Below are 24,717 nucleotides of genomic sequence, written 5' to 3'. Positions count from 1 at the left end.
TTATGGATTCCAGGTTTTAAGCTTATCTAACTTTTTCTGTATTGAATGCTTCTCTGTAGGTATTTGAGCCGCATTAAGCGCTTCAAGGTAGTAATCAATGGCTCTTTGATGTTGATTAAGGTGCTTATATAGCATGGCCTTTGTGCATAAATAGGATAGGTTATACTCTAATCCATCTATTTTATTTAATAGTTCTAATGCCATTTCTGAGTCTCCATGATAATGTAACGCTATACAGTAATTAAGCTGAATAAATGGAGAATTATACATTTTTTTAAGTTGCCTATAAAGCATAAGAATTCTATTCCAGTTAGTCTGTTCAAAATTTTTAGCCAGGCAATGTATAGAGGCAATGCCTGCTTCCAAATGATAACGAGATATTACCTGTTGTATTGCCAGATTTGCTATATTCAAATGTTTAACCCCTGTCATAATAAGCTGGTGGTCCCAAAGGGTTCGGTCCTGATCTTTTAGCTCTATCATTTCACCCTCTTCAGAGGTTCTGCTGTTAAATCGTGCTACATTAAAAAGCATAAGTGAAAATAAGGCATGAGTATCTGCCGTGTTTAGTTGAGGGCTATCTAATAAAAGCCGGACAAGACGCATCGCTTGCAGACAAAGATCTTTTCTGATGATATTATTACCAGAAGAAGCCTTGTACCCTTCATTGAAAATCAGGTATAGTACTTGGTGTACTATGGTTAGCCTTAATTTAGATTGTAGTCTAAATGGTACCTTGAGTAAGAGATTGTTGTTCTTGATATAAGCACGAGTGCGCGTTAGGATTTTTTTTACAGCTTCACGAGTCATACCCAAACCCACGGCTATTTCATTTTCCTTAAAAGAAGCTACAGTTTTCAGCGTAAGAATAATTTGGGCTTTGGTAGAGAAATCAGGGTGGCATGTAGCAAAAAGAAGCCTAAGTTGACTATCTCTAAGCTCGTTAGGTAGCCATATTTCAGGAGATTCTTGAGTTTGATCAGATGTAATATTTAAGGAGACAGTTTTTTTTCGGAGTTCATTAATGCATTTGTTTTTACATACTTTAAAGAGCCATGCCTTAGGCGAATGAGGCATACCATTGATCTGCCAGTTTTTTAGGGCAGAGATAAAAGTGTCTTGTACTATATCTTCTGCCACCTGCAGGTTGTTTATTTCAAAATAAGCCACCAGAGAAGAAACGAGCATGCCAGAATACTCCCGGTATAAATGATCGACTTCTCTGGTGATATTCATCTTAATATTTCATAATAGGTCTTACTTCCAATGCTCCGCCATTGCCTTTGAAAATAGGACAGGTTTTGCTGAGTTCTACGGCCTCATCAAGGTCTCGAGCTTTAATAAGAATAAAACCTGTTACTACTTCTTTGGATTCTATAAATGGTCCATCGCTTGATACTTGTTCTTTAGTCATGTATTTACCCTTTGCTTCCAGTGGTTCTCCAGAAACAAAGTGATCGTGGGCTGCCAGATTTTCTACCCATTGGGTGTAGGCTTCTATATCAGCCTGCATTTCTACCTCAGACAAGTTACTTACTTGTGCAATGTCTTCTCTTATTAGGATTAAAAAGTTGTCCATATTTTTTCATTTAATTTAATGATTTATTTACTCTATAGACAGATGGTATTGGGAGATGGGGACAAAAAGTACTAAATTATTATATATGATTTTGTGAGGTTAAACAATCTAATCACCGGGAAATGAATAAGCGTGATATTGAGCTGGTAAAAAGGAGCTATATGAACTGGGCTGATAATCCTAACCTAATACTTACTTTTTATGACCAACTGCTTAGCATGGCGCCTCAGCTTGCACCCATGTTTACTCATACTGACATGGGAAAGCATAACGAGCTTTTAAGGCAGGTGATAAGAACAATTATAGAGCATGAGGAGGGGGATGCTAAGGCTACTTTATGGCTGGAAAAATTGAAGAATATGCATGCCATGGATTTAAATATTGACCCAAAGTATTTTAAAGAATGGAGGAATTCTATGCTCTTTGCTATTGCAGCTCATGATAAAGATTGGGATGCAAAGGTAAATAAAGCCTGGCATCATTTGTTTGATTCAGCAGAGAAGTTTATGACTCAATAAAATGAATAAATACTGATAAATATCATGTTATAATCTTATTGATGGTTTGCTATGTTTAAAAATAAACCATGTAATTTCCCGATTCTTAATAGAATAATATGGATAATACATTAGATGAAAATTTAGTCCAAAAGGTTAAAGATAGTTATGGTAGATGTCTTAAGGACGGTAACCTTATAGAAACGTTCTATAATTTTTTTTTAAATAGTAGTGAGGAGGTAGCCGCTAAGTTTGCTGATACAGATTTTGAACAGCAGTATAAACTTCTAAAGCATGGCTTAAACCTCATGATTCTCTATGCTAATCAAAATGTGGTGGGCAAGGCTGGCCTGACAAGAATTCAGGAAACTCATAATCGTTATCATATGAATATAGAGCCTTATTTTTATGATTTATGGAGAGAGAGTCTCATAAAAGCCGTGGAGAAGCATGATACTAAATTTGATGAAGAGGTGAAGATAGCCTGGCAAAAATTAGTAAGTTTTGGTAGTGATTACATCATTGCAGGCTACTGATAAATAGAGCTAAAGAGCCTATTGTAAATCTGTTTTTTTAAGAATTTTCCTTATCACGTCATCCATATCATGAGCCGATTTGATCATATGATCTAACAGCTCAGATAAGTTTTCAGGATTGTTCTTTTCCATTTGAATGAGCTTTACAAGCCCCATGATTCTGGCAAGTGGTGCCCTGGTTCGGTGAGATTGTATCCAGGCAATTGATTTGAGAGCATTATTTTGCTTTTTAATCTCAGCTAAATATTTCCGACTATCAGTAACATCCAAAATAGCACCCACAGATCTGATAGGTTTCCCTTGCTCATCCCTTATTATAAATCCTCTATCTACAATATAAGTAATCTCATTCTTTAAGTTGAGGACTCGATACTCTTTCTGCCAATAGGTTTGGCTTTTGTCTTCCATTACCTGAGCTATTGAACTCCATACGGTGTCTTTATCTTCCCTATGAATAATGGAATGCCAGGAGTTATCAATAGATTGCATTGATTCTTCTAGTTTGTAGCCGAGTACTTTTTGATAAATAGGACTTCTTTGTATTATATCAGCCTTGTGATCCCAGTCCCAGATAATTTCATTAGTGGCCTGCATAGCCAGTTCAAAGCGCTCTTTACTAAGCCTGAGTTCTTCTTCATATTCTTTTTGCTTGGTGATGTCTTGCACCGTACCTTCCACCAGGTAGGGTTTCCCGTTTTTATCCTTTTTAATAGTAATGTGCTGATGAACCCATTTTATCTTATTGTCACCAGTAATGATCCGGTTTTGAAAATCATAATCAGCATCAGTTTTTATCTCTAATAAGTGTCGGTCATTTGGGTGAAAAATTTTGGTAACATTTTCCAGGGTAGGAACAAACTCCCCAGGAGGAAAACCATAAATTTTATAGGTCTCGCGAGACCATTCAGCAAAGTTCTCATCTAATTTTTTGCTCCAATAGCCGAGCTGTGCTATTTCTTGCGCTTTCTTTATCTTTTCATTAGCCTGGCGCAGATTGATTTCTACTTCTTTTTGAGTGGTGATATCTTTGCCAACATTAAATATTACCCGCTCTTCTTTTTTAATTTGAGAGGTGAAATGAAACCAAAGTACTTGTTGGTTTTTGCCTATTAACCTGAGTTCACTGTGATAATCACGATTGGTATCAATCGTTGTATCTAACATTTCATTAAAAGTATTCAAGTCGTCAGGGTGAATAATGTTTTTCACTTCTGTATTAATAAGTTCTTCTTCCTTATAGCCCAGTAGTTTGTAGAAGGTGCTATTTAGCTTTTTAAAACGGCCGTCGTAACCAATAATACTTAGCAGGTCAGATGAAATGTGGAAGAAGTTATTGAATATATCTTCCGTTATTTTATGTTTTACTAGCGCCCCGATCTGTAATCCCACATTAGACAACACACCTTTTAATTGACGCATTTCATTATTAGTTTTAGAGAGCAGTAGAAAAGCCCCTAAAAACTGATCGTTATACATAATGGGTACACCTAATGCAGTAGTTAAACCTGCCATGGCTGCAGATGTTTTTCTGATAAACATGGGGTTTTTATGGATATTATCCCATAGTTTGGCTTTTTGTATTTTCCATACATGACCGGGTAATCCTTCTCCATATTTAAAAGAAGAAATATTATTTGAGCTCTGATAAAAACTAATGTTTTTATCTTCCTTAATGGCGTAGCTAATCATGTTGATTTGACTATTATCAATGGACTTTATCCAAGCTTCACATGATTCAACTTCCGGCAGCTGAAGTAAGATTTCTAAGGCGGCATATATGCGTATTTCTAAAGAACCAGGATGACCTATGCAGCTAGATAGGGAAAGAATTAACTGTTCTTCTTCTTTTTCTCTTATTTGCTCACTAATGTCTCTTACAGCACCAATAAGCTTTAAAGCTTTTCCCTTTTCATTTCGCACAATATAACCTGAATCTGTCACATGAGCATAGGTTCCGTCTCCACGTTTTAAGCGGTATTGCTGAAAACATTTACTTTCTTCTTTATCGTTGAGCTTATTGTGTAAGTCTTCATAACAGCGTTCTACGTCTTCGGGGTGTAAGTGCGATTTCCAAAATTCACTGTTGAATTTTATGTCTTTAGGGTAGCCAAATATTTTATTAAGAGACTCCCCAGTTCTCATCACTTCTCCTGTTTCTAGATCCCAGTCGTAGATATGATCCTGTGTGGCAAGAGAGGCTAATCGGTACCTCTCATTAGCCATTTTTAGCTCTTCAGCATGTTTTATGTCTTTAGTTACATCATAAGAAGTAGTGAGTATACCGCCTACTGCAGGGTCATTAAGTAGGTTGGTGAATTTGCTATGCAGCCATCTCCAATTACCGTTAGAATCTTTAAAGCGGTAAGGAGAGATATCAACCGTTTTTTTATGAATAGATTCTGATAATGAGATTTTCACCTTTTTTATATCTTCAGGGTGGAGGTAGTCAAACACCGTGTGGTTATAAAACTCTTCTGGTTTGTATCCCAGACCTGAAACAGAAGCTGGTGTAACATAAAGGTAATTGCCATCAGTGTCCATTACTGCAATAAGATCCAGGCCTTCCTGTACCAATGATTTGAACTTGTTCTCCTCGTCCTGTAATGCCTTGAAAGTATCTTTAATTTCAATAATCCGGCTCATAGAGTCTATACAAGTGTTGAGAAAGTTGATGTCACTATCTTTCCATAAGCGTTCTATGCCGCAATCATCAATGCAAACCACACCGTAGAATTTACCTTTTAAATGCATTGGTAGCAAAATCATAGACTTTACACCCTCTGATTCCAAAAAGCTCTTAATGTTTGATTCATTTAACCCTGAAACATTCGTAATTATCTTTTTTCCGCGAGAAAGGGTATTAACAAAACGCGGAGCTTGATTATATTGTATCTTTTCTAGTGATATGGAAGGCACAAGCTTATACCTCCATTCTACTGTTTTTTTGGCTTCCCAGTTGTTTAAATGGTGAAATGCTTCATTTTTGAGGAAATAAACCCGATCAACTTGTAGCGTGTTCCCTATAATGTTAAAACTTTGTTCTAAGGCAGATTCAATATCAGTGTTATTAATGAGTACAGAGTTAATATCTGATATGGCTGCCAATATTTTTTCATGATTTCTAATCTCAGCCTTTTTCTTGATCTCTTCAGTGATATCTATGATTAAAAGAGCCGCAAGTTTTACGTCATTTTCATAATATAATTCACCTAATACTTTGGCATAAAAGTATTGGCCATTCTTTTTAGAGTGGTTCCAGATGGCTTCTTGAGAAGGTGGGTTATTGTTGAGCCAGTGTATGTATTTAAATTTATCAATAGGAGTGAAGAGGTCTGTAATTTTCAAGGAAGTGAATTCTTCCTGAGTATATCCATACTTTTGCTCAGCAATAGGGTTAGCCCTAATGATATTATGAGATTCCGTATCAAACACTAACATGGGAAATGGTGATAAATTAAATATAGCCCTACGTTCAGAATTATATCCATTTCTCTCTGTTACTTCATGCTTACTCATATCAGTAATTTAGGTACAATGGTTTGTATATCAATTTAGTGAAAATTATATATAATTGATAGTTGCAGGTTTTATTTGAACCGATTTTAGAGGATGTTTAAATAATGTTTAAGGCCCTTTATTTCTTTTTATTTAATGCTCAGAGGGCATAAAAAAAGCCCTTTAACAACCATGGTGTGGAAGGTAAAGGGCTTATTAAGAGTTAGTTATTAATATATAGAATATTATTTACTCCATATGTTATTATCTCTGTTAATATCAGGCAGTTGTTTTTCAGGATCTAATTCTGCTTTTATAATATTTTTACCAAACTTATCCTTAAATGTGTAGGTATTACCCTGCATCCATACCTCTACAGGTAAGTGGTAATTTTTTTCTTCCCCACCTTCCAGTGTTACTTTTAATAGTACAGGCATAGGCATTTTTTCATTGTTCTTAATGGTAATCTCTTTTTGATCTTTTTCATTATCTACTTTAATGATCTCTTGATCTAGCTTCCAGTTTTCTATAAACCAGCCTTTCCAGAACCAATTTAGTTCTTCACCGGTATAGCTGTTCATTATTTTAAAGAAGTCTTCTGGTGAAGGGTGTTTATAGGCCCACTCATGCGTATATTTTTGAAAGGCATAATCAAACTGATCATGGGTAAGAATTACCTCTCTTAATAATACCAAGCCATAAGCGGATTTGAAATATTCTAATGGATGCACATCTTCTCTTCTGAGTGCGTCTGCTTTGCTCATTACAGGCTGCGCACCTTCTTTAGTGATTATAGGTATAATCTCATTAGCAGGATTGCCTCCTCCTGGAGCGTATTCTCCATCCCTCTTGGGAGAAAATTCGCCATTGTTGTATTCTTCATGAGCATAGATATCTATAAATGTGTTGAAACCTTCGTCCATCCAGGCATCTCTTCTTTCGTTAGTACCTACTATCATAGGGAACCAGTTATGTCCTATTTCATGAGAAACTAATAGAAAGAGTGTATATTCAGCGGCTTTATAACTATCAAAAGTTATTCCTGGGTATTCCATGCCTCCCACAGGGCCACCTACATTTATTGCTGCTGGGTAAGGGTATACAAACCATTTTTCGGAAAATATTTCTAAGGATCGTTTTAAAAATTCTGATGCTCTTCCCCAAGCCTTATCACCAGCACTTTCTACTGGGTAATAGCTCATGGCTAGGGTGCTTTTTCCGTCAGGAAGGTTGGCACTAACGGCATCCCACATAAAAGCTTTAGAAGCAGCCCATGCTACATCACGGGTGTTTTTCATAGTATAATGCCAGCTCACCCAACCGTCTTTGCCTTTTTGAGTGGCAGATTTCTTCAGGTCTTTTTTAGACCTGATCATCACGGTCTCATCAGAGGTTTTGGCTTTTTCATATTGTTTCAGCTCCGACGTGGTAAGGGTTTCTTCTGGATTCATAAGTTCTCCTGAGCCTGCCATTAAATAACCTTCCGGCAATAGCACCGTGTAGTCTATGTCTCCGTAATCGAGGTAGAACTCACCGCTGCCCAAAAAGGGTAAGGTATTCCAGCCTCTAAGATCATCGTATACGCACATGCGTGGGTACCAGTAAGCTACTTCGAAAATTTCACCATTTTCAGAGTCCATATATCCTGATCGACCTCTTTCGGCCAATAGAAAATCATAGTCGATTCTTATTTTTATCTTGCCACCTTCAGCCTCAGTGGCATCTTTTAGCCTGATATGCATACAGGTTCCTATTATTCTGAAATCCGCTTCTTCCCAACTATTACCCTGTTGTATTTCCACTTTTTTAATAGTGAAACCATTGCTGCCATCTTCTTCAGCATAAGATCCTTGCATAGCAGCACCACGGCTATCTTTTTTATTGCCATTGTGTACTAGTTGTAACCAAAGTTGATCGAGCCTGTTAGGGCTTTCATTCGTGTAATCGATGGTTACTATTCCGCTCAGCCTTTGGGTGGAAGGGTTAAATTTGGCATTTATATTATAGTTAGCACTATTTTGCCAATATTCTGGACCTGGCCTGCCGTCAGCACTTCTGAAGAGATTCCCCCCGGTAGTATAGAAGGAAGGGGAGAAGGCTTCATGATAATCATACAACGACTTATCTTGTGCAAAGGCTAGTATATTGAAGCATAAAAGAGCTAGCAATAAGTATGGTTTCTTCATAATTAGTATTTGGTTAAAATAAAATGAAAAGTACCTAGTAGAGCTTAACTAAAGGGGTGAACAAAAATGCCTATAATAAATATGCCGAACAAAAGTGATGATATAAGTTATATGAGCGGTACTTTATAATGGATAATTACTAAGTTTCAGTGTTTTTAAGCTGTCTTGCTGTATGAGTTTAAACTCTTCTTGGTGGCTTTCAATAGATTTATTCCAAAATGGTATTATCTCATTGAGCTTTTCTTCGTTCTCTTTTACTTTTTCAGGAAAAGCAATCTGTAAAAGTTCAATCATAATATGTACGGCTGTAGATGCTCCTGGCGACGCACCAAGCAGAGCTGTGATTTTGCCATCTTTACTATGCACTATATCAGTGCCAAATTCTAGAGTTCCTCCTTCTTCTTCATCTTTTTTAATGATCTGCACACGCTGACCAGCTACTTTGAGCTTCCAATCATCAGATTTGGCATCTTTAACAAACGACCTTAGCTCTTCCATCCGGTCTTCATGTTTCATGCTTATCTCCTTAATGAGGTACTCTACTAGTGGTAGGTTATGCCAGAATACTCCCCACAACGAAGGAATATTATCAAAACGGATGGATTTGGGTAAATCTAAGTAAGATCCTTCTTTTAAAAATTTAGTATTAAAGCCTGCAAAAGGACCAAATACAAGTTCTTGCTTACCATTAATGTAGCGGGTATCTAAATGGGGTACAGACATAGGAGGGGCTTTTACTCCTGCTTTACTGTATACTTTGGCTTGGTGTTTCTTTATTACATCCGGATTGGTACAATAAAGCCATTCTCCACTTACAGGAAAACCTCCATAGCCTTTCTTTTCTGGTATTTCTACTTTTTGTAATAGCGGTAGTGCGCCACCTCCAGCTCCTATAAAAATATGTTCAGCATCATAGTATACCTTTTTGTTGGTGGTAAGGTTTTTCGCCTCTACCATCCAGCCTTTATGACCATCAGGATCTACGTCAAGTACTTCATGTGCCAAGTGAACAGGGGTGTCAAACTCTTCTTCAAGGATTTTAAAATACGATTTTGTCAATAATTCAAAATTCACTTCAGTACCCATTTCCATTCTGGTAGCAGCCATTACTTCAGAGGGTTCTCTTCCTTGCATAATGAGTGGAAACCACTTTCTTAGTTGAGAATGATCAGAAGAAAAAAGCATCTCTTCAAAGGCAAAATGCTCTTTCATGGTTTCATATCTTTTCTTGAGAAAATCTACGTTTTGCTCTCCCGTTACCCATGCATGATGAGGTACACTGTGTATGAAGGCCTGCGGGTCTGTGATTAAACTGTTTTTGGTGAGGTGGGTCCAAAACTGCTTAGACTTTTCAAACTGTTCAAATATGCTGATGGCTTTTGAAATATCTACTGAGCCGTTTTCCTGCTCAGGAGTGTAGTTGATTTCGCAAAAAGCAGAGTGCCCTGTACCTGAATTATTCCATGCTTCTGAGCTTTCTTGAGAGACCTGATCTAGCTTTTCTAGAATTAAAACAGACGTTTTAGGGTCTATGAGCTTTACCATTAGCGCTAATGTAGCGCTCATTATTCCGCCACCTACACAAATGAGGTCGTGCTTATTTATTTTGTTATCTGCCATAAGTATAGTGATTTACACTTATAACAGGTGTGGAGTGGGAGTGTTATTAAAAAAGCCGCTTGAAAGACTTTAGTAACGTCCTATTGCAAGCGGCTTCATTATAGTGGTTCTGGTATTGTATAGTCTGCTGCCAATAAGAGCAGGCATGAGTGTTTTACTTGAGTAGTAGAGCTTCTACTCGTTTGTCTTTGGCTTCAATGGCCTTAGGCATTATTACATTACCTTCCTCATCAAGAATGAGATATCGGGGAATCCAGTCTAGATTAATGTAGTTAGTAAGTTCGTTTTTCCAGCCTTGGTTGAGCCAATAATGATCCCCCACTAGTTCATATTTTTCCAGTGCCGAAAGCCACTGTTCTTCATTACGATCAAGGGACAGGAATACGTAATCTACTTTACCATCAGTTTTACTTATAAGCTTTTTGAGGTCAGGCATACCTGCCAGACAATCTTTACACCAGCTGGCCCAGAAGTCTAAAAACACTTTCTTTCCTTGGTGTTTTTTTAGTATTTCCTCCAATGTAACTTTAGCACCTGTAGTGGTGGTAAGCTGCATTTGGCTTACACTATCAGGAAATTGCTGCTTTGTAACATAATCAGGCACTGGCTGGTTTTGGGCATTGCAAAACCCTGCTATTAAAAATAACAGGGTGAGGGTAATCAAGCTTTTTTTCATCTAAAATTAATTGCTTCTAATATCATCTAATTTATTTCTCTCGGTTTGAAGATCTCTACGTAGCTTCATCTGTTTCTCCAGCGCATTTCTTTTGTATTCTTCAAACTCTTCATGGAGTCTTTCATAGTCTCCCGTTTTCTTCTTGGCTACTTTATTATTGTCTTTATACTTGAAAATAATTAAACCAAGAGCTATCATTAACGCAATAATAATAGTATAGGTTATGATTTTGAAGCTTTCCTTTTCGAAGTCTATGCCTAAAGCCTCTATATGGGTGGCTAGATAATCCTTCGCCCCAATAGCTTCATCTTTCTGAGAGATAGTAGTTTTTAGTTTTGCGATTTCACTTTGCTGGTTGATAATTTGAGTGTTAGCATCTGATAATTTTTGCTTAGATTGGCTCACAGAATCCTGAACTACTCCCCAGAAATCGGCCAATTCGGTTTGTTCTATTACTTTATAACTTTTGTATGTTCCAGAGTTTTCTTTTAGGTTCGCAAACTGGTCATCTAGGGTTTGAGCTGATACACTGTAACCGACCATACAAAAAATTATGAATACTAGTTTAATTTTCATCACTCAATATTTATACTATAGTTTAAATTGCAAAATTGTGCTGCTAAACTAACCAACAAATTTTATAAAAAATAAACTCACTTAAAGCAATAAAAATAATTATCGTTTAAACACTTTTTTTTTCGGTAAGTGAGCCAAATTATTGCAATATTTTATCCTTATCAACTAAACAATCAAAAACACATTACGTTAGAATCTTAAATTTTAAAAAATGGCAAATATGTCCGATAGTATTAAACCTTACATGTCTCACCCATGGCATGGTATCTCTGCTGGTACGCAGTCTCCTGAAATCTTAAATGCTTTTATAGAAATGACACCAGCTGATTCTGTTAAATATGAAATTGATAAAGAATCTGGTTTTTTAAAAGTAGATAGACCACAAAAATTTTCAAACATTGTTCCTGCTCTATACGGTTTTGTGCCACAAACGTACTGTGCGGAGAATGTAGCCTCTTTATGTATGAGAGCTACTCAAAAAACGGATATTATCGGAGATGGTGATCCATTAGATATTTGTGTACTTACAGAAAGAACGATTTTGCAGGGTAATATTCTAGTGCCTGCAATTCCTATTGGCGGTTTTCGTATGATAGATGGAGGAGAAGCAGATGATAAAATTATAGCTATCCTTAAAGGAGATGAAGTATTTCAAAATTGGCATTCTTTAGAGGATTGTCCTGATTCATTGATCAACAGACTAAAACATTACTTCCTTACTTATAAGCAAATGCCTGGTGAAGAAGGGCATGAGACTGAGATTGCTGAGATTTATGGCAAAGAAAAAGCTTATGAAGTAATAAGAGCTAGCCAGATGGACTATGATTTGCACTATAAAGGTGAGAAATTAGTCACTAAATAAAATTTGTTATGAATAATTTGAATGTTCAACATGATATTATAAATCATCTTTTCTATATAAAAGTAAAGGACGGAACGGCTGTGCTGAAGTATGATCAAATTGATGAAAATCACCTTGATTATATCTCTACCCATGTTCCTGAGTCCGCACAAGGCTTAGGTGTAGGGAAGAGCTTAGTAGAGCATGCTCTTGATTATGCTAAAGAAAGAAACATGATGGTTAAGCCCACATGTCCTTTTGTAAAGCACATTGTTGAACATTCTGATGCCTATGAGCAAATAGTAGATTAATGTAGAATATTTTCTACCATTTGTGAAGAATCATCTATGATTATTTAAATTGTTTAATCAACCAAACTAGCTATGAAAATTATAAATTTTGCTTTTACGCTTCTTTTAGGTTCTGTTTTAATGGTATCTTGTGGGCCATCCAAAAGTAATGAGGATGCTACCGATACTGATTCTACTGATGTTGCAGAAGAAAACACTTCAGTCTCTTCAGGAGAAAAGGTAATGATGCAAGCGAAGGCAGTTATTAACCCAGCTAGCGATAGTAAAGTTAGTGGTGAAGCTACTTTTACTGATCTAGGTGAGGGTAATGTAACTTTTAAGCTAACCGTAAACCATGCCGTGCCTGGAGAGCATGCCGTTCACTTGCATGAAACTGGAGATTGTAGTGCTCCAGATGCCAAATCAGCTGGTGGTCACTGGAATCCTTCTGATGTAGAGCACGGTAAGAGACCTGTAGATATGCAGTTTCACGCTGGAGATATTGATAATATGGAAGTAGGAGAAGATAGTACAGGTGTACTTACAATGACTATTGTAGGGTGGTCTATAGGAGGTGCTGATAGTACGAATATTGTAGGAAAGGCACTTATTATTCATGGTGGCGCAGACGATTTCGAATCACAACCCTCAGGGGCCGCTGGTAAGAGAGTAGCATGTGGCGTCATTGAGAAAGTGGAATAGTAAAAAGATGTTTGAAATATTATAAATAAGACAGGCTGAAAACAATTTTTCAGCCTGTTTGCTTTTATAGTAGTAATGAATCTAAACTACTATAAATTATGGACCAACCTCTTAGTGCAGCGCACAAGCTGATAAAATCTCACCTTATAAGCGGAGCCATGACTCCCGGTAAAGAAATAGGTTTAAAAATTGACCATGTTCTCCAGCAAGATGCTACAGGTACCCTGGTAATGCTGGAGTTAGAGGCCATAGGCTCGGTAGATACTCAGGCAGAAGTGGCCGTGCAGTATGTAGATCATAACCTATTGCAGACTGACTTTAAAAATGCTGATGATCACCTGTTTTTGCAATCAGCCGCCAAAAAGTTTGGCTATTGGTATAGCAGGCCAGGTAATGGAATAAGCCATGCCGTGCATATGGAAAGATTCGGTGTGCCTGGTAAGAGCTTATTAGGTTCAGATAGCCATACTTGTGCCGGTGGAGGTCTGGGCATGTTAGCCATAGGTACAGGAGGGTTAGATGTGGCACTGGCTGCAGTAGGAAAACCTTATTATGTGAAAATGCCCAAAATAATGGGTATAAAACTCACTGGTAGCCTACCTGAATGGGTTAGTGCTAAAGATGTGGTGTTAGAGATGCTCAGGCGCTACGATGTTAAAGGAGGTAGAGACTTTATACTTGAATATTATGGCCCCGGAGTGAAGGAACTCAGTGCTTGGGACAGGCATGTGATTGCTAATATGGGTACGGAGCTTGGTGCTACCGCCACGGTCTTTCCTTCTGATGAAAGAACTAAATTTTTCATGGAGTCTGAAGGAAGAGGAGATCAGTGGCAAGAGCTTAAAGCCGATGAAGGAGCTACTTATGATGCTGCTGATGAAATTAACCTTTCAGAGTTGGTGCCTTTAATAGCTTGCCCTAGTAGTCCGGGTAAGGTAGTGCCAGTAAGTGAAGTGGCTGGTAAGCCGGTTTCTCAGGTCGTAATAGGTAGTTCTGCTAACCCTGGTTTCCGAGATTTTTGGGTGGTGAGTGAAATCATTAAAGATAAAGAGGTAAACCCTGAATTATCTTTAGATATTAACCCATCTACCAGACAGGTTATTCAAAACCTAACGGCAAAAGGTGCATTAGCTAATTTAATACAGTCTGGAGCTCGCTTTCATCAAACCGGTTGTATGGGTTGTATAGGTATGGGGCAGGCACCTGCATCTGGTAAGATAAGCCTGCGTACTATGCCACGCAATTTTCCTGGCCGCTCTGGCACTGATGATGATCAGGTCTACCTCTGTAGCCCGGAAACAGCCGCGGCCGCTGCGCTTACAGGAGAGATTACCGATCCGAGAGATCTGGCTAAGAAATATGCTATGAATTATCCGAGTTATCAAGAAGCTAAGGAGGTAATAATTAATACACAAATGCTGATTCCCCCTGCTCAAGAAGGTGAAAAAGTGGAGCTGACTAAAGGGCCAAATATAAAGTCAATCCCTGAGTTTCCTCAATTAGAAGATAAAGTAAAGGTGCCGGTGATTCTAAAAATGGGTGATAATATTTCTACTGATGAAATTCTTAAGGCAGGTACCGAGGTGCTGCCATTGAGAAGTAATATACCTGAGATTAGCAAATATGCCTATCAGGTAGTGGATAAGCAGTTTCATGAAAAATCTATTAAGGCTAAAGAGAAATATACGGGACATATTGTGATAGGAGGAGAGAACTATGCCCAAGGATCTAGCAGAGAGCATGCTGCGCTTGCTCCAAGATTTTTAGGCCAGAAAGCCGTAATAGCTAAGAGTTATGCTAGAATTGGCTGGCAAAATCTTATTAACTTCGGAATAGTACCTTTTGAGTTTAAAAATCCTTCTGATTATGACAGTATTGAAGAAAACGATGTAATAGTAATAGAAGGCTTAAGGGAGGCAATAAAAAATAATAAACCTGTAGTAGCCAAAAATGAAACCAAGAATAAAGAAATAGAACTGACTTATAATATCAGTTCTAGACAGCAAGATGTTATTTTAAAGGGCGGCGTAATTAATTTTCTGAAGAGTAATTTGTAAAGTAGTAGCGTTCACTCATAGAAATTAAAAGTCCAAGTAAGAGATGAGAATCTCTTACTTGGACTTTTCTAATGCGATTTTTCTGGCAGCAATTTCCATTTTCATATAGGTTAATACCTTGTCTAATCTTTCTTCAATCTCCTTTGTAGATAAATATTTAGAAGCTTGAGGTATTTTTCTGAAGTGATTTCTAATGTCTATGATCATAGTCTTTATATTTAAAAGTTATCTCTATTGAATTCCAATACTATATAAACGAAAATCATACCATTAGAGTGCTGCATTTTTCATTAAATATTATTGATGGATCAAAACTACCTGTTTGAGCAGGCTATCCTTCTTTTTTCTTTTTTGATGAAGGTTCCATGCGTTTTCAAGTAATTGAATGAATTGATCGCTATGGAAGTTGTAGAATTTTTTACCCTTCAATATGCTGTATTCCTGCAACTGTTGCCTTTGATGTTCTATAAGAGCCATTAAAATGCTTTTTTCAGTAGTGCTCTTAAATTGTACGTCGGAGTTGTTTATCTTTTCTGTGAGTAAGTATAGGTCATGGTCCGTACCCAGATAATCTGTAATGTCATGTAGTTCTTTGGCAAAAGCTTTCATTGGCTTTGGCCATATTCTATTGAGAACTTCCATTTCGAACCTTAGATATTTTGCTCTTTTTCTCCATTCATGAAAATCTTGAGGAGATTTACTCTCTATTGATTTAGCTAATCCTTCTTTTCCTCGCTTGTACACCCTACGTAAGCTAGGAGAAAGGTCAGTGAATGACTCAATTTCAGGAATCCATTCTTCACTAGCGATGAGTTTATCATACAAAGCACTCTGAATAAAACTTAATTTATCTTCTTGGTCAAGCTGCTTTTTTGTAGCCTGTCTTCTATAATAAGTTAGGGATTCTAGAGGAAGTTCAAAGGCATCTGTCTCTAGTTCTTTTTTATGCTTAATTCTTAGATCATCAAGTACTTCAATAATCGAAGTAGAATCTCGTAGGTCAGATATTTGCCTCCCAAGGTCACGATAGAAGGTGTTTTGCTTTTTGTACTCTTGCTTACCGATTTTTTCTCTAATGAGCCGGAGTATCGCCCTTATCCTTTTGAAAGATTTGCGTAAACTATGAATTGTTTCGTGTCGGGTTTCCGTAGTCACTTTTTCGATAGCTTCGTAAGATGATGTCAACTCTTCATTAATGAGGTGTTTTATCCCCATGGTAAAATTTTCAGTATCTGAAATCTTCAGTCTCATGTATATTTTTTCTGTGATGTTGAGTTTAAACCTAAATCTTAAGCTTTAATAGGATCAAATATTGATCCACTCAATAGTTAGGATATTATCTGTTTATGTTGAATTTCTTGGGTAAGCATATACACGTAAAGTGTACTATTATTCACACTTAAAAAGTAGAATTAGAGGTAATAATGCCTTGGGCTCTCATAGATGTAATGGCATAAAATTTATTCATAATACTTACTAAATGAATAAGTAAACTGAAGAGGAGATGAACTGTAGATGTGTAATAGTAATAATATTATTGGCTTTAACTATTAATGCGACTGCTCAGAAAGCGAAGGTGCCTGAAACCATAAATTACTATAAGGCTCAGAGTGATGCTAATATTCCTACAGATCATGAGTCTGTACTCCACGGTCAAAAGCTATTTAGTAATCAATGCGCTGAATGCCATGAGTTTTGTAAGCAGAAAACCGGGCCATCTTTGAGTAGTGTTACAGATCGTAGACCACTGCCTTGGTTGCTAGATTTTATAAAGAGTTCTCAAACTGTGATAGGTAATGGAGATGAGTATGCACAATACTTGTATAACAGCTACAGCCATACAGTGATGCCAGATTTTAGGTATTTATCAGATGAGGAGATACTTGATATTTTGGCCTATATCAGGCAAGAATCTTCAGCTCCTAACCGTGTATCTGGGGTGAACAGTGGTGCTACTAATGCCACTGAAATAGACAAGCATGAGGCTAATTTAAATAAAAAGCTTACGGAAGAAGAGCAGGAGGATAGAAAGGGATATGAAGAATATGAAGAATCTAAGCTTACTGGATTTAAGATCGGAATCCTAATGGTAATTATACTTACTGTTGCCGCAGGCCTATATCTGATGTTTTCTATTTGGAAAAAGACTTCAAACTAAACATAACTAAAATTAAAATATGAAAGAACATGTGGGGACTACCCCTGTGGATTATGTTAAATCTACAGCTAAAAATTTTGCAGATAGAGAGACCGTAGGAGGGCTTTTGCTCATATTAGCCACTCTGATAGCTGTGGGTATTATGAATAGTTCATGGGCGGAAGCTTTCGAGCATTTTTGGGAGGAAAAGTATGTTATTGCTAGTCAGGAATTTGGTATAAACAGATCACTACACCATTGGATAAACGATGGTCTCATGGTGATCTTTTTCTTTGTGGTAGGTCTGGAGCTGAAGCGCGAATTTTTGGTAGGGGAGCTGGCCAATTTTAAAAATGCCACTGTGCCAGTAATGGCCGCTATTGGTGGTATGGCAGTGCCCGCTTTAATATATGTGTTTTTTAATGCAGGAGGTGATCATATTAATGGCTGGGGAGTGCCCATGGCTACAGATATAGCGTATACCTTGGGTATTATAGCTCTTTTAGGTAAAAGAGTGCCTCCAGCACTTAAGATTTTCCTTACGGCTCTAGCCATAGTGGACGACATAGGTGCCATATTGGTGATAGCCTTATTTTACAGCTCTGATATATCATGGATAAGCCTGGGTATTGGAGGTGGAGTAATGGTAGTGCTTTTTGCCCTAAATTTTTTAGGCGTTCGAAATATAGGCATTTATCTTATTCTGGGTATTGTGCTTTGGGTTGCATTTCTCATGAGCGGCGTGCATGCTACTATAGCGGGAGTGCTACTGGCGTTAGCAATACCTGTTAAGGTGAAGATGGGGACTAAGACCTTTAAAAAGAAAACGAAGGAGAAACTAGATGAGTTGAATGAGACAGATTTGGATCATAAAAGTGCATTGAAAGATAAAAGACAACTGGATATAGTTCATGAAATTAGAGACTACACTATCGCTACTCGCTCACCTCTTTTACGGTTGGAGAATAGTTTAAGTGGATTTAATGCCTTTTTTATTATACCATTATTTGCTTTGTCTAATGCAGGTGTGGCCTTCGAGTCAGGGTGGACTGATGTGTTTACAAGTGATACAGGTCATGGTATTATGATTGGTCTCGTGGTAGGTAAGCTAATGGGAGTATTCTTATTTTCCTGGCTGGCCGTTAAACTTGGTTTAGGGCAGTTGCCAAAAGGGGCCAATTGGGGAGCTATGGCTGGCACCGCTATGTTGGCAGGTATTGGCTTTACTATGTCTTTATTTATTACAAATTTGGCTTTTGATGATGGTGAAATAATAGAGGTAGCCAAAATATCCATTCTAATTGCTTCATTTCTAGCCGCTATTTTAGGGCTTATCATATTGGCTCTATCACTTAAAAAGAATACTGAGAACAAGGAAAACGTATAATGAAGAAAATTTTATTAATGGCTCTGCTGGTATCTTCGCTGGCCGCAAGAGGGCAGGAATCAATTATTGCAGATACAGCTAAGCAAGAGGAAGAAACAGTATTCTTACCGTTGATCTATGCAGATAGAAAGCTTACCTATCTAACACTTTTTCAAGGGTTAGGAAATTTACCACCTTTAATCACGGAGGCAAGGTTTTCTGGTAGTTACTTCGTGAAAAAAAATGCTCGAAACTGGGCCTTAGAGCTTAATCTCAACCTAACATTGAGAATTCATGATGATTATTCTTTTCCTATTTATACCCCTTCTTATAATCCTGTTTTCACTTATTATAGGGAGATGCCTGAGTGGGATAACTCTTTTATGAGTAGGGTGCTTTTTGATCACGCTTATTGGGAGGTGTCTGCAGGCCATCATTCTAATGGCCAAAATGATCCCTTTTATAAAGAAGATAGCTTAGGGAATGCTACCGATGAAATTGATCTTAAAGCCGGTAATTTCTCTGTAGAATATTTGGAAGCGGGCATATCTACGTTTAAAAACAGGAAAAGGGATGATATTGATTATATTAGTAACCTAAAATTAGCCTTTAGATTTTATCCTTCTAAATGGTACGTGCCTGAAGTGAATGATCTCTATGGTGTTTATCGTTTTTTTGGTACGTATAATATTTATAGGATACCCTTGGGTAAACGCAATGATAACTTCTTTTCTAGGTCTCGATTTAGAATGCATGCCGGTTGGATTTTTGGGAATATGGGAGGTTACTCTCCAGCAGATGTTTCTAAGAGACTTATATCAGAAGTTACGTATTTCTATTATCCTGAATGGTTAGCGGAAATATCCTTTTTTGCTAAATATTACCACGGACAAGATTATTACAATGTCAATTTTAGACGTACCCTGGATGTATTTCAGATTGGCATAGCTTCTAATCCTATTAACTTTAAAGATTTTAGCAAGTATCTGAAAAAATAAATAAAATTAATGGCTGGAGAAAGGTCTATTCTTTATTCAAAACTTGGGATAGCTTTTCTCCTCCTTTTATGCCAAAATCTAGCGTTCTGATAGGGAACGGAATAGTAATGTCGTTTTGATCAAAGGCCTTTTTGAGGTTTTTTATTCCCTCACTTTGTGCCTTAAGATAATCCGGTTGCCTCCGGAAGTCTACCCAATATCTGATTACAAAATTAATAGAGCTGTCTCCGAATTCTTTGTAGAAGAACTCAACATCTCTGCCTGGTTGTAAAGAAGTGATTTTTTTGATGGCTTCTATGCTCACCTTTTCTACCTTGTCCAGATCATCTCCATAAGAAATGCCGCAGCTTAAATCAATCCTTCTTTGTCCGTTTATGGTATAATGGCGATAGAGGTTTTGAAAAATGAGGCGATTAGGAATTACCACGTCTTGTCCTTGAGGGTCATAAATAGTAGTGGCGCGAAGACCAATGCTTTTCACAGCACCGAAAGTATCGTTAGATTCAATAATGTCTCCCACATTGATGGGGCTTTGCACCGCCATAATTACCCCAGATATGAGATTGGCAGCGGCATCCTGAAAAGCAAAACCCAGAGCCAGGCCTAATACTCCTATACCTGCCAGCATGGAAGTGACGGTTTTGTCTAGTTTAAGAACGCCTAATGCTACTGTAAGACCTATTAATACAATTAGAAATGAAGTAATGGATAATATCAGTTTGACCACAGACTCATTCTGCATCAGTTTATGAAGGATTTGTCTGAGTATGCGATCTACCAGTTTGGATAAAAGGTAGAATGAAGCTACTACTAAAATGGCAATTACCAGGTTAGGTAGCATGATTATTAGCTTATCTAACCACCCCTCCAGTTTGCTTACCACTAATTTAGATGCATCGGAAATCTGACTGAACATATGACGTTGATATAGGTTATAGGTTTAATGAAATATAATAAAATAATTTAACAGCAAATTTTCAACAGAGTTTGACTAAATGTGTTTTCATAATAGCAATTTTTAAATAAGCATTGAAGTCGAACCAGATTGTTACCAAAGGAAATGAGGGATCACAGGCATTATTTTGCACGAATTAGAACTCAAATGGCAAATGAGAGAACGCTGATGTCATACTATCGGGCGGCTCTGGCTTTATTGGGTATTAGTGCCTTTATTTTTAAATTTTATGTATCAGTACTGTTTACTGTACTTTCTGTAGTAGTTCTACTAGCAGGTCTGGGGCTTGCTATTTATGGTACTTTGCGTTATTTCAGATTTCAGAAAAAGATACTTCGTAAATAGTGAGTATAGAAATTATTATGCTATTTGTTATCCTGGGGATAGCATTAGTGCTATTTGTTACTGGTTGGGTGGCGGTAGATGTGACCTCTATGCTGGTAATGGTGGGCTTGATGGTTACCGGTATTCTAACAGTAGAAGAAGGCACCTCGGGCTTTAGTAATGGCGCTACACTTACCGTATTGGCTCTACTTATTATCAGCGAAGGACTCAAAAATACAGGAGCTGTAGATGCTCTGGGGTATCGGATTATTAAGATTACGGGTAATAAAGAGTGGTGGGCTCTAATAGTCTTGATGGTTACAGCAGCAGTAGCATCTGCTTTTATAAATACTACTGCGGTAGTAGCAGTTTTTATACCAGTAGCCTATAAAATAGCTAAAAGTTCTAATCTGAATATTGGCCTGCTATTAATGCCCCTATCTTTTGCCGCCATGGTAGGAGGAGCATCTACCATGATAGGTACTTCTACTAACCTCTTGATTAACTCAATTAGCCAGGGATATGGATTGGAGAGGTTCCGAATCTTCGATCTTACTTTAATGGGGGTAGCTCTATTCGTGGTATTGATGATATACATGCTCTTTGTTGGCAGGTTTATGCTAAGAAAAAAAAGAGAGAAGATGCAGTTGATAGATGGTGAGTTAGAAGTTAAAAATTACCTTACGGAAGTAGAAATAGTGCCAGGTTCTAATCTTATAGGAAAACCACTTGCCGATGCCCTTAAATTATCAGATACTGAAAATTTCGACATCCTTAGAATTATCAGGGAGAATGCTACTTTGCCTACCTTACAAGTAGATAAAATAAAAGAAGGAGATGTTTTAGTTATCAAAACTAACATTCATGAGATTTTAAGGTTAGATCAAGACAAAGGTCTGGTGATCAGGAGTCATAAAAGACTGGAAGGTGAGGAGGAAGACGAGAAGCAAACATTATGGTTTGAAGCTTTAATCACCCCAAACTCTAACTTGCTTGATCAGAAGATTAAAGATATAAGTTTTTTAAGATACTATAAGGCAGTGCCTCTGGCGGTACGCAGAAGTGGTTTTATTAGTCATCAGAAAATGATGGATCATAAGCTTAAATCAGGAGATATATTGCTGATGGAGGCTGCTATGGACTATGAAGATAGCTTGTATTCTCACCAAGATTGGGTAACCATACAGAGAATGGCTAGAGAGAGTATTGAAAAACATCTGTATCGGAGGGATAAGCTGGTTATGTCAGTTTTCATACTGATGGGTATAATATTGCTAGCGGTCAGTAATATTCTACCCATATTAATCAGTGCTTGGCTAGGAGTTATTGCCATGGTTTTTACCCAATGCATATCTTTTAAAAAGGCCTATGAAAATGTAGAATGGAAGGTTTTCTTTCTTTTAGCTGGTCTTATTCCTCTTGGTACAGCTATGTCTAAAACAGGAGCTGATCAGTTAGTGGCCGATTTGATCACACATCTGGCTTGGGGTACAAACCCTCGTTTTGTTATTTCCATATTATTTCTTTTTACGGTTCTTTTTACCGGTATAGTTTCTAATCAGGCTACAGCAGTGTTACTGGTGCCCATAGCTATTAAAGTGGCGGCAAGTGTTTCTATGCCTCCCGAACCATTAATAATAGCCATTCTTTTTGGAGCTAACACTAGTTTTCTTACGCCGGTAGGCTACCAGACTAATGCTATGATTTACGGACCGGGAGATTATAAGTTTTCGGATTTTGTAAAGGTAGGTGGGATCTTGTGCTTGCTGTTTTGGGGCGTGGTCACATTCCTCATCCCTATTTTGTTTGATTATTAAACGCCTCTTTTATTACCATAGATATGAATGTGAAGCCGGTCAGTATAGTTAGTGCCCAATGCTTTACATTCTTCTATAAGCCATTGCTGTTTAGCATTGAGCTTTTCCTGTGTGGTTCCCTCTGGCATTAAGTATACTTTTTGAGTATCAATGTTGTGGTCAGAGATCAGCCTTTTTACTTCTTCTAAATCTTTACTTGTAGCAATTACAAACTTAAAAACGGCTTTTTCATTACTGCTAAAGAAGCGGTAAACATCCTCTTTTTCTCTTATCTTTTGAGGGTTATTAGAGTTAGCTAGTTTTGGAGATACATTATACTGATTAATAAGCCTGTCAAATTCCTCATGAGGAGTAATGGTTCCATTGGTTTCGGTTTCAAACCAGTACCCTGAGTCCACTTTTCTTAGAGCGGCCATTAATTCACTCAGTTCTGTTTGCTGTAAAAGGGGCTCTCCTCCAGTAAGCACCAAATTCTTACAAGGAATTTCTTTAAGAATAGAAGTAATTTCGGAGATATTTAGCTCCTCGATATACTCCGATTTACTGTATTTTTTATATCCGGGCAAACTATCATAGTCATGTGAGAAAGGGGTTCCTTCCCAGTTCCAAGTATAATCAGTATCGCACCAGCGGCAATGAAGGTTACAAAGCGAAGTTCTTACAAAAATGCTTGGCTTTCCTATGTTCTTCCCTTCTCCTTGTATGCTATAAAATATTTCTGCTTTCCCGTTGAGTTTGGCCAATTTCATAGGAGCAAAGTTAACTGTTATTCTATTAAAAATACCCGTTAATTATTATAGTAATTACTAATTATATTAGTAATTTTGATTTAATGAAACTCTCCATTAATGAAAAACTTCAAATACTAGCCGATGCTGCCAAGTATGATGTGAGCTGTGCTTCCAGTGGGAGTAATAGGAAAAATACCAACAATGGCCTCGGGAATACCTCGCAAATGGGTATTTGTCATAGTTATACAGAAGACGGACGATGTGTTTCTCTATTGAAGCTCTTGCTTACCAATTATTGTATTTATGATTGTGCTTACTGTGTGAGTCGTAAAAGTAATGATGTGCCACGCGCTGCTTTTACTGTAAAGGAGGTAGTAGACCTGACAATTAATTTTTATAAGAGGAATTATATTGAAGGCCTTTTTCTCAGTTCTGGCATTTTTAAAAATGCTGATTATACTAATGAAAGGTTAATTAGAATAGCTAAATTGCTAAGAACAGAGCATAATTTTAACGGTTATATTCATCTGAAAATAATTCCCGGCTGTAGTGAAGAGGTTATGGAAGAGGCTGGGCTATATGCTGATAGGCTCAGTGTTAATCTGGAAATCCCAAGTGAAAGGTCATTGAAGAAGATAGCTCCTGAGAAGAATCATTCTTCGGTGTACAAACCTATGAATTACCTTACTAACCGTATCAGTTTGTATAACGATGAAAAAAGAAAGTTTAAATATGCGCCACGTTTTGCTCCGGGAGGTCAGAGCACGCAGCTGGTGATAGGTGCCAGCCCAGAAACTGACTTTGATGTTTTACACTTGGCTAATAATTTATATTCTGATCAGAAACTGAGAAGAGTTTATTACTCTGGCTACATTCCCATAAGTGATGATAACCGCTTACCGGCTCTTAAAACGCCACCATTGATTAGAGAAAACCGACTTTATCAGGCAGACTGGTTGATGAGGTATTATGGTTTCGAGGTTAATGAAATTGTTAATGAGCAGCACCAGCAACTTGATCTTACCATGGACCCTAAGATGAGCTATGCCTTAAGAAATATGCATCTTTTTCCTGTAAATATAAATATGGCAGATAGAGAAATGCTGCTCCGAATACCAGGTGTAGGGGTGAAGTCAGTAAATATGATTATAAAAGCCAGAAGGTTTAGTAGGCTGGGCTATGAGCACTTGAAGAAGATAGGGGTGGCTATGAATAGAGCTCAATATTTTATTGAAGTATCAGGAAGACCTCTCAATGAAGTGGCTAGTGATCCTGATAAGATTAAAATAGCCTTAGCGGCTCGTGAGAAGAGAAATCAATTAACCCTTTTTTGA

23 protein-coding genes are annotated in these 24,717 nt (G+C 37.5%); 12 read left to right on the top strand and 11 right to left on the bottom strand.

Annotated features, from left to right (window positions below):
- Together JL102_RS03775 and JL102_RS03770 are read right to left on the bottom strand one after the other, a co-directional pair.
- Window positions 1-1,236, bottom strand: a complete 1,236-nt coding sequence (locus JL102_RS03775; protein ID WP_202242727.1) for an RNA polymerase sigma factor — start codon at window positions 1,234-1,236, stop codon at window positions 1-3.
- A 1-nt stretch (window position 1,237) separates the two neighbouring features.
- Complete coding sequence (locus tag JL102_RS03770; RefSeq protein ID WP_202242725.1) at window positions 1,238-1,579, bottom strand: YciI family protein; 342 nt, start codon at window positions 1,577-1,579, stop codon at window positions 1,238-1,240.
- Window positions 1,580-1,701: 122 nt separating this feature from the next.
- Here JL102_RS03770 and JL102_RS03765 point away from each other — a divergent pair, with 122 nt between their 5' ends.
- A complete protein-coding gene (locus JL102_RS03765; RefSeq protein ID WP_202242723.1) occupies window positions 1,702-2,097 on the top strand; it encodes a globin in 396 nt (131 codons plus the stop codon).
- Window positions 2,098-2,195: 98 nt separating this feature from the next.
- Window positions 2,196-2,612, top strand: coding sequence for a globin (locus JL102_RS03760; protein WP_202242721.1), 417 nt, complete (start codon window positions 2,196-2,198; stop codon window positions 2,610-2,612).
- An 18-nt stretch (window positions 2,613-2,630) separates the two neighbouring features.
- Here JL102_RS03760 and JL102_RS03755 read toward each other — a convergent pair whose 3' ends face one another.
- The 5 genes from JL102_RS03755 to JL102_RS03735 form a co-directional block, all read right to left on the bottom strand.
- A complete protein-coding gene (locus JL102_RS03755; protein ID WP_202242710.1) occupies window positions 2,631-6,128 on the bottom strand; it encodes a PAS domain-containing protein in 3,498 nt (1,165 codons plus the stop codon).
- A 224-nt stretch (window positions 6,129-6,352) separates the two neighbouring features.
- The gene (locus tag JL102_RS03750; protein WP_202242697.1) at window positions 6,353-8,293 is read right to left on the bottom strand and encodes a M1 family metallopeptidase; all 1,941 of its coding nucleotides are present in this window, start codon (window positions 8,291-8,293) and stop codon (window positions 6,353-6,355) included.
- A gap of 123 nt (window positions 8,294-8,416) precedes the next feature.
- Complete coding sequence (mqo, locus tag JL102_RS03745) at window positions 8,417-9,913, bottom strand: malate dehydrogenase (quinone) (protein ID WP_202242695.1); 1,497 nt, start codon at window positions 9,911-9,913, stop codon at window positions 8,417-8,419.
- Window positions 9,914-10,067: 154 nt separating this feature from the next.
- Window positions 10,068-10,589 (bottom strand): TlpA family protein disulfide reductase, encoded by a 522-nt coding sequence (locus JL102_RS03740; protein ID WP_202242693.1) that lies wholly within the window; start codon window positions 10,587-10,589, stop codon window positions 10,068-10,070.
- A gap of 6 nt (window positions 10,590-10,595) precedes the next feature.
- Window positions 10,596-11,165: a hypothetical protein gene (locus JL102_RS03735; RefSeq protein WP_202242683.1), complete on the bottom strand. Its 570-nt coding sequence runs from the start codon at window positions 11,163-11,165 to the stop codon at window positions 10,596-10,598.
- Between the two features lie 220 nt (window positions 11,166-11,385).
- On the opposite strand from JL102_RS03735, the gene JL102_RS03730 reads away from it, so the two are divergent.
- The 4 genes from JL102_RS03730 (at window position 11,386) to JL102_RS03715 (ending at window position 15,055) form a co-directional block, all read left to right on the top strand.
- Window positions 11,386-12,027: an inorganic pyrophosphatase gene (locus JL102_RS03730; protein ID WP_202242681.1), complete on the top strand. Its 642-nt coding sequence runs from the start codon at window positions 11,386-11,388 to the stop codon at window positions 12,025-12,027.
- An 8-nt stretch (window positions 12,028-12,035) separates the two neighbouring features.
- Window positions 12,036-12,317, top strand: coding sequence for a GNAT family N-acetyltransferase (locus tag JL102_RS03725; protein WP_202242679.1), 282 nt, complete (start codon window positions 12,036-12,038; stop codon window positions 12,315-12,317).
- 72 nt (window positions 12,318-12,389) lie between these two features.
- Window positions 12,390-12,998: a superoxide dismutase family protein gene (locus JL102_RS03720; RefSeq protein WP_202242656.1), complete on the top strand. Its 609-nt coding sequence runs from the start codon at window positions 12,390-12,392 to the stop codon at window positions 12,996-12,998.
- A 98-nt stretch (window positions 12,999-13,096) separates the two neighbouring features.
- A complete protein-coding gene (locus JL102_RS03715; protein ID WP_202242654.1) occupies window positions 13,097-15,055 on the top strand; it encodes an aconitate hydratase in 1,959 nt (652 codons plus the stop codon).
- 54 nt (window positions 15,056-15,109) lie between these two features.
- Here JL102_RS03715 and JL102_RS03710 read toward each other — a convergent pair whose 3' ends face one another.
- Both JL102_RS03710 and JL102_RS03705 read right to left on the bottom strand, forming a co-directional pair.
- Window positions 15,110-15,262: a hypothetical protein gene (locus JL102_RS03710; protein WP_202242652.1), complete on the bottom strand. Its 153-nt coding sequence runs from the start codon at window positions 15,260-15,262 to the stop codon at window positions 15,110-15,112.
- 90 nt (window positions 15,263-15,352) lie between these two features.
- Window positions 15,353-16,306: a CHAD domain-containing protein gene (locus JL102_RS03705; RefSeq protein ID WP_202242650.1), complete on the bottom strand. Its 954-nt coding sequence runs from the start codon at window positions 16,304-16,306 to the stop codon at window positions 15,353-15,355.
- A 253-nt stretch (window positions 16,307-16,559) separates the two neighbouring features.
- On the opposite strand from JL102_RS03705, the gene JL102_RS03700 reads away from it, so the two are divergent.
- The 3 genes from JL102_RS03700 to JL102_RS03690 are packed head-to-tail and all read left to right on the top strand — an operon-like array spanning window position 16,560 to window position 19,556.
- On the top strand, window positions 16,560-17,213 hold the full coding sequence (locus tag JL102_RS03700) for a c-type cytochrome (protein ID WP_202242648.1): 654 nt from the start codon (window positions 16,560-16,562) through the stop codon (window positions 17,211-17,213).
- Between the two features lie 19 nt (window positions 17,214-17,232).
- Window positions 17,233-18,579, top strand: coding sequence for a Na+/H+ antiporter NhaA (gene nhaA / locus JL102_RS03695; RefSeq protein WP_202242646.1), 1,347 nt, complete (start codon window positions 17,233-17,235; stop codon window positions 18,577-18,579).
- Window positions 18,579-19,556 (top strand): hypothetical protein, encoded by a 978-nt coding sequence (locus JL102_RS03690; RefSeq protein ID WP_202242644.1) that lies wholly within the window; start codon window positions 18,579-18,581, stop codon window positions 19,554-19,556. Before nhaA ends, JL102_RS03690 begins: the two co-directional genes overlap by 1 nt.
- A gap of 25 nt (window positions 19,557-19,581) precedes the next feature.
- Here the strand turns inward: JL102_RS03690 and JL102_RS03685 are convergent, their stop codons facing one another.
- The gene (locus tag JL102_RS03685) at window positions 19,582-20,472 is read right to left on the bottom strand and encodes a mechanosensitive ion channel family protein (protein ID WP_202242642.1); all 891 of its coding nucleotides are present in this window, start codon (window positions 20,470-20,472) and stop codon (window positions 19,582-19,584) included.
- Window positions 20,473-20,658: 186 nt separating this feature from the next.
- Between JL102_RS03685 and JL102_RS03680 the strand changes: the two genes are divergently transcribed.
- Together JL102_RS03680 and JL102_RS03675 are read left to right on the top strand one after the other, a co-directional pair.
- Entirely contained in the window at window positions 20,659-20,856 is a 198-nt protein-coding gene (locus JL102_RS03680) for a DUF202 domain-containing protein (RefSeq protein ID WP_202242630.1), read from the top strand.
- Window positions 20,856-22,652 carry an SLC13 family permease gene (locus JL102_RS03675; RefSeq protein WP_202242628.1) on the top strand — a complete coding sequence of 599 codons (1,797 nt, stop codon included), beginning with the start codon at window positions 20,856-20,858 and terminating at the stop codon, window positions 22,650-22,652. Before JL102_RS03680 ends, JL102_RS03675 begins: the two co-directional genes overlap by 1 nt.
- Here the strand turns inward: JL102_RS03675 and JL102_RS03670 are convergent.
- A complete protein-coding gene (locus JL102_RS03670) occupies window positions 22,649-23,401 on the bottom strand; it encodes a 7-carboxy-7-deazaguanine synthase QueE (RefSeq protein WP_202242626.1) in 753 nt (250 codons plus the stop codon). The genes JL102_RS03675 and JL102_RS03670 overlap by 4 nt on opposite strands.
- Window positions 23,402-23,484: 83 nt before the next feature.
- On the opposite strand from JL102_RS03670, the gene JL102_RS03665 reads away from it, so the two are divergent.
- Window positions 23,485-24,717, top strand: a complete 1,233-nt coding sequence (locus JL102_RS03665) for a putative DNA modification/repair radical SAM protein (protein WP_202242624.1) — start codon at window positions 23,485-23,487, stop codon at window positions 24,715-24,717.

This window comes from Fulvivirga sediminis (assembly GCF_016757215.1).
Lineage (GTDB): Bacteria > Bacteroidota > Bacteroidia > Cytophagales > Cyclobacteriaceae > Fulvivirga > Fulvivirga sediminis.
Note: the sequence above shows the minus strand (reverse complement) of the source record. Positions and strands in the feature narration are given on the sequence as shown.

Bases quoted from the DNA above. Each gene is read 5' to 3' on its own strand.
- JL102_RS03730 (WP_202242681.1), top strand. From the start codon at position 11,386: ATGTCCGATAGTATTAAACCTTACATGTCTCACCCATGGCATGGTATC.
- JL102_RS03690 (WP_202242644.1), top strand. From the start codon at position 18,579: ATGAAGAAAATTTTATTAATGGCTCTGCTGGTATCTTCGCTGGCCGCA.
- JL102_RS03770 (WP_202242725.1), bottom strand. From the start codon at position 1,579: ATGGACAACTTTTTAATCCTAATAAGAGAAGACATTGCACAAGTAAGT.
- JL102_RS03720 (WP_202242656.1), top strand. From the start codon at position 12,390: ATGAAAATTATAAATTTTGCTTTTACGCTTCTTTTAGGTTCTGTTTTA.
- JL102_RS03760 (WP_202242721.1), top strand. From the start codon at position 2,196: ATGGATAATACATTAGATGAAAATTTAGTCCAAAAGGTTAAAGATAGT.
- JL102_RS03775 (WP_202242727.1), bottom strand. From the start codon at position 1,236: ATGAATATCACCAGAGAAGTCGATCATTTATACCGGGAGTATTCTGGC.
- JL102_RS03715 (WP_202242654.1), top strand. From the start codon at position 13,097: ATGGACCAACCTCTTAGTGCAGCGCACAAGCTGATAAAATCTCACCTT.
- JL102_RS03705 (WP_202242650.1), bottom strand. From the start codon at position 16,306: ATGAGACTGAAGATTTCAGATACTGAAAATTTTACCATGGGGATAAAA.
- JL102_RS03670 (WP_202242626.1), bottom strand. From the start codon at position 23,401: ATGAAATTGGCCAAACTCAACGGGAAAGCAGAAATATTTTATAGCATA.
- JL102_RS03725 (WP_202242679.1), top strand. From the start codon at position 12,036: ATGAATAATTTGAATGTTCAACATGATATTATAAATCATCTTTTCTAT.
- JL102_RS03765 (WP_202242723.1), top strand. From the start codon at position 1,702: ATGAATAAGCGTGATATTGAGCTGGTAAAAAGGAGCTATATGAACTGG.
- mqo (WP_202242695.1), bottom strand. From the start codon at position 9,913: ATGGCAGATAACAAAATAAATAAGCACGACCTCATTTGTGTAGGTGGC.
- JL102_RS03735 (WP_202242683.1), bottom strand. From the start codon at position 11,165: ATGAAAATTAAACTAGTATTCATAATTTTTTGTATGGTCGGTTACAGT.
- nhaA (WP_202242646.1), top strand. From the start codon at position 17,233: ATGAAAGAACATGTGGGGACTACCCCTGTGGATTATGTTAAATCTACA.
- JL102_RS03680 (WP_202242630.1), top strand. From the start codon at position 20,659: ATGGCAAATGAGAGAACGCTGATGTCATACTATCGGGCGGCTCTGGCT.
- JL102_RS03740 (WP_202242693.1), bottom strand. From the start codon at position 10,589: ATGAAAAAAAGCTTGATTACCCTCACCCTGTTATTTTTAATAGCAGGG.
- JL102_RS03710 (WP_202242652.1), bottom strand. From the start codon at position 15,262: ATGATCATAGACATTAGAAATCACTTCAGAAAAATACCTCAAGCTTCT.
- JL102_RS03750 (WP_202242697.1), bottom strand. From the start codon at position 8,293: ATGAAGAAACCATACTTATTGCTAGCTCTTTTATGCTTCAATATACTA.
- JL102_RS03665 (WP_202242624.1), top strand. From the start codon at position 23,485: ATGAAACTCTCCATTAATGAAAAACTTCAAATACTAGCCGATGCTGCC.
- JL102_RS03755 (WP_202242710.1), bottom strand. From the start codon at position 6,128: ATGAGTAAGCATGAAGTAACAGAGAGAAATGGATATAATTCTGAACGT.
- JL102_RS03700 (WP_202242648.1), top strand. From the start codon at position 16,560: ATGAACTGTAGATGTGTAATAGTAATAATATTATTGGCTTTAACTATT.
- JL102_RS03685 (WP_202242642.1), bottom strand. From the start codon at position 20,472: ATGTTCAGTCAGATTTCCGATGCATCTAAATTAGTGGTAAGCAAACTG.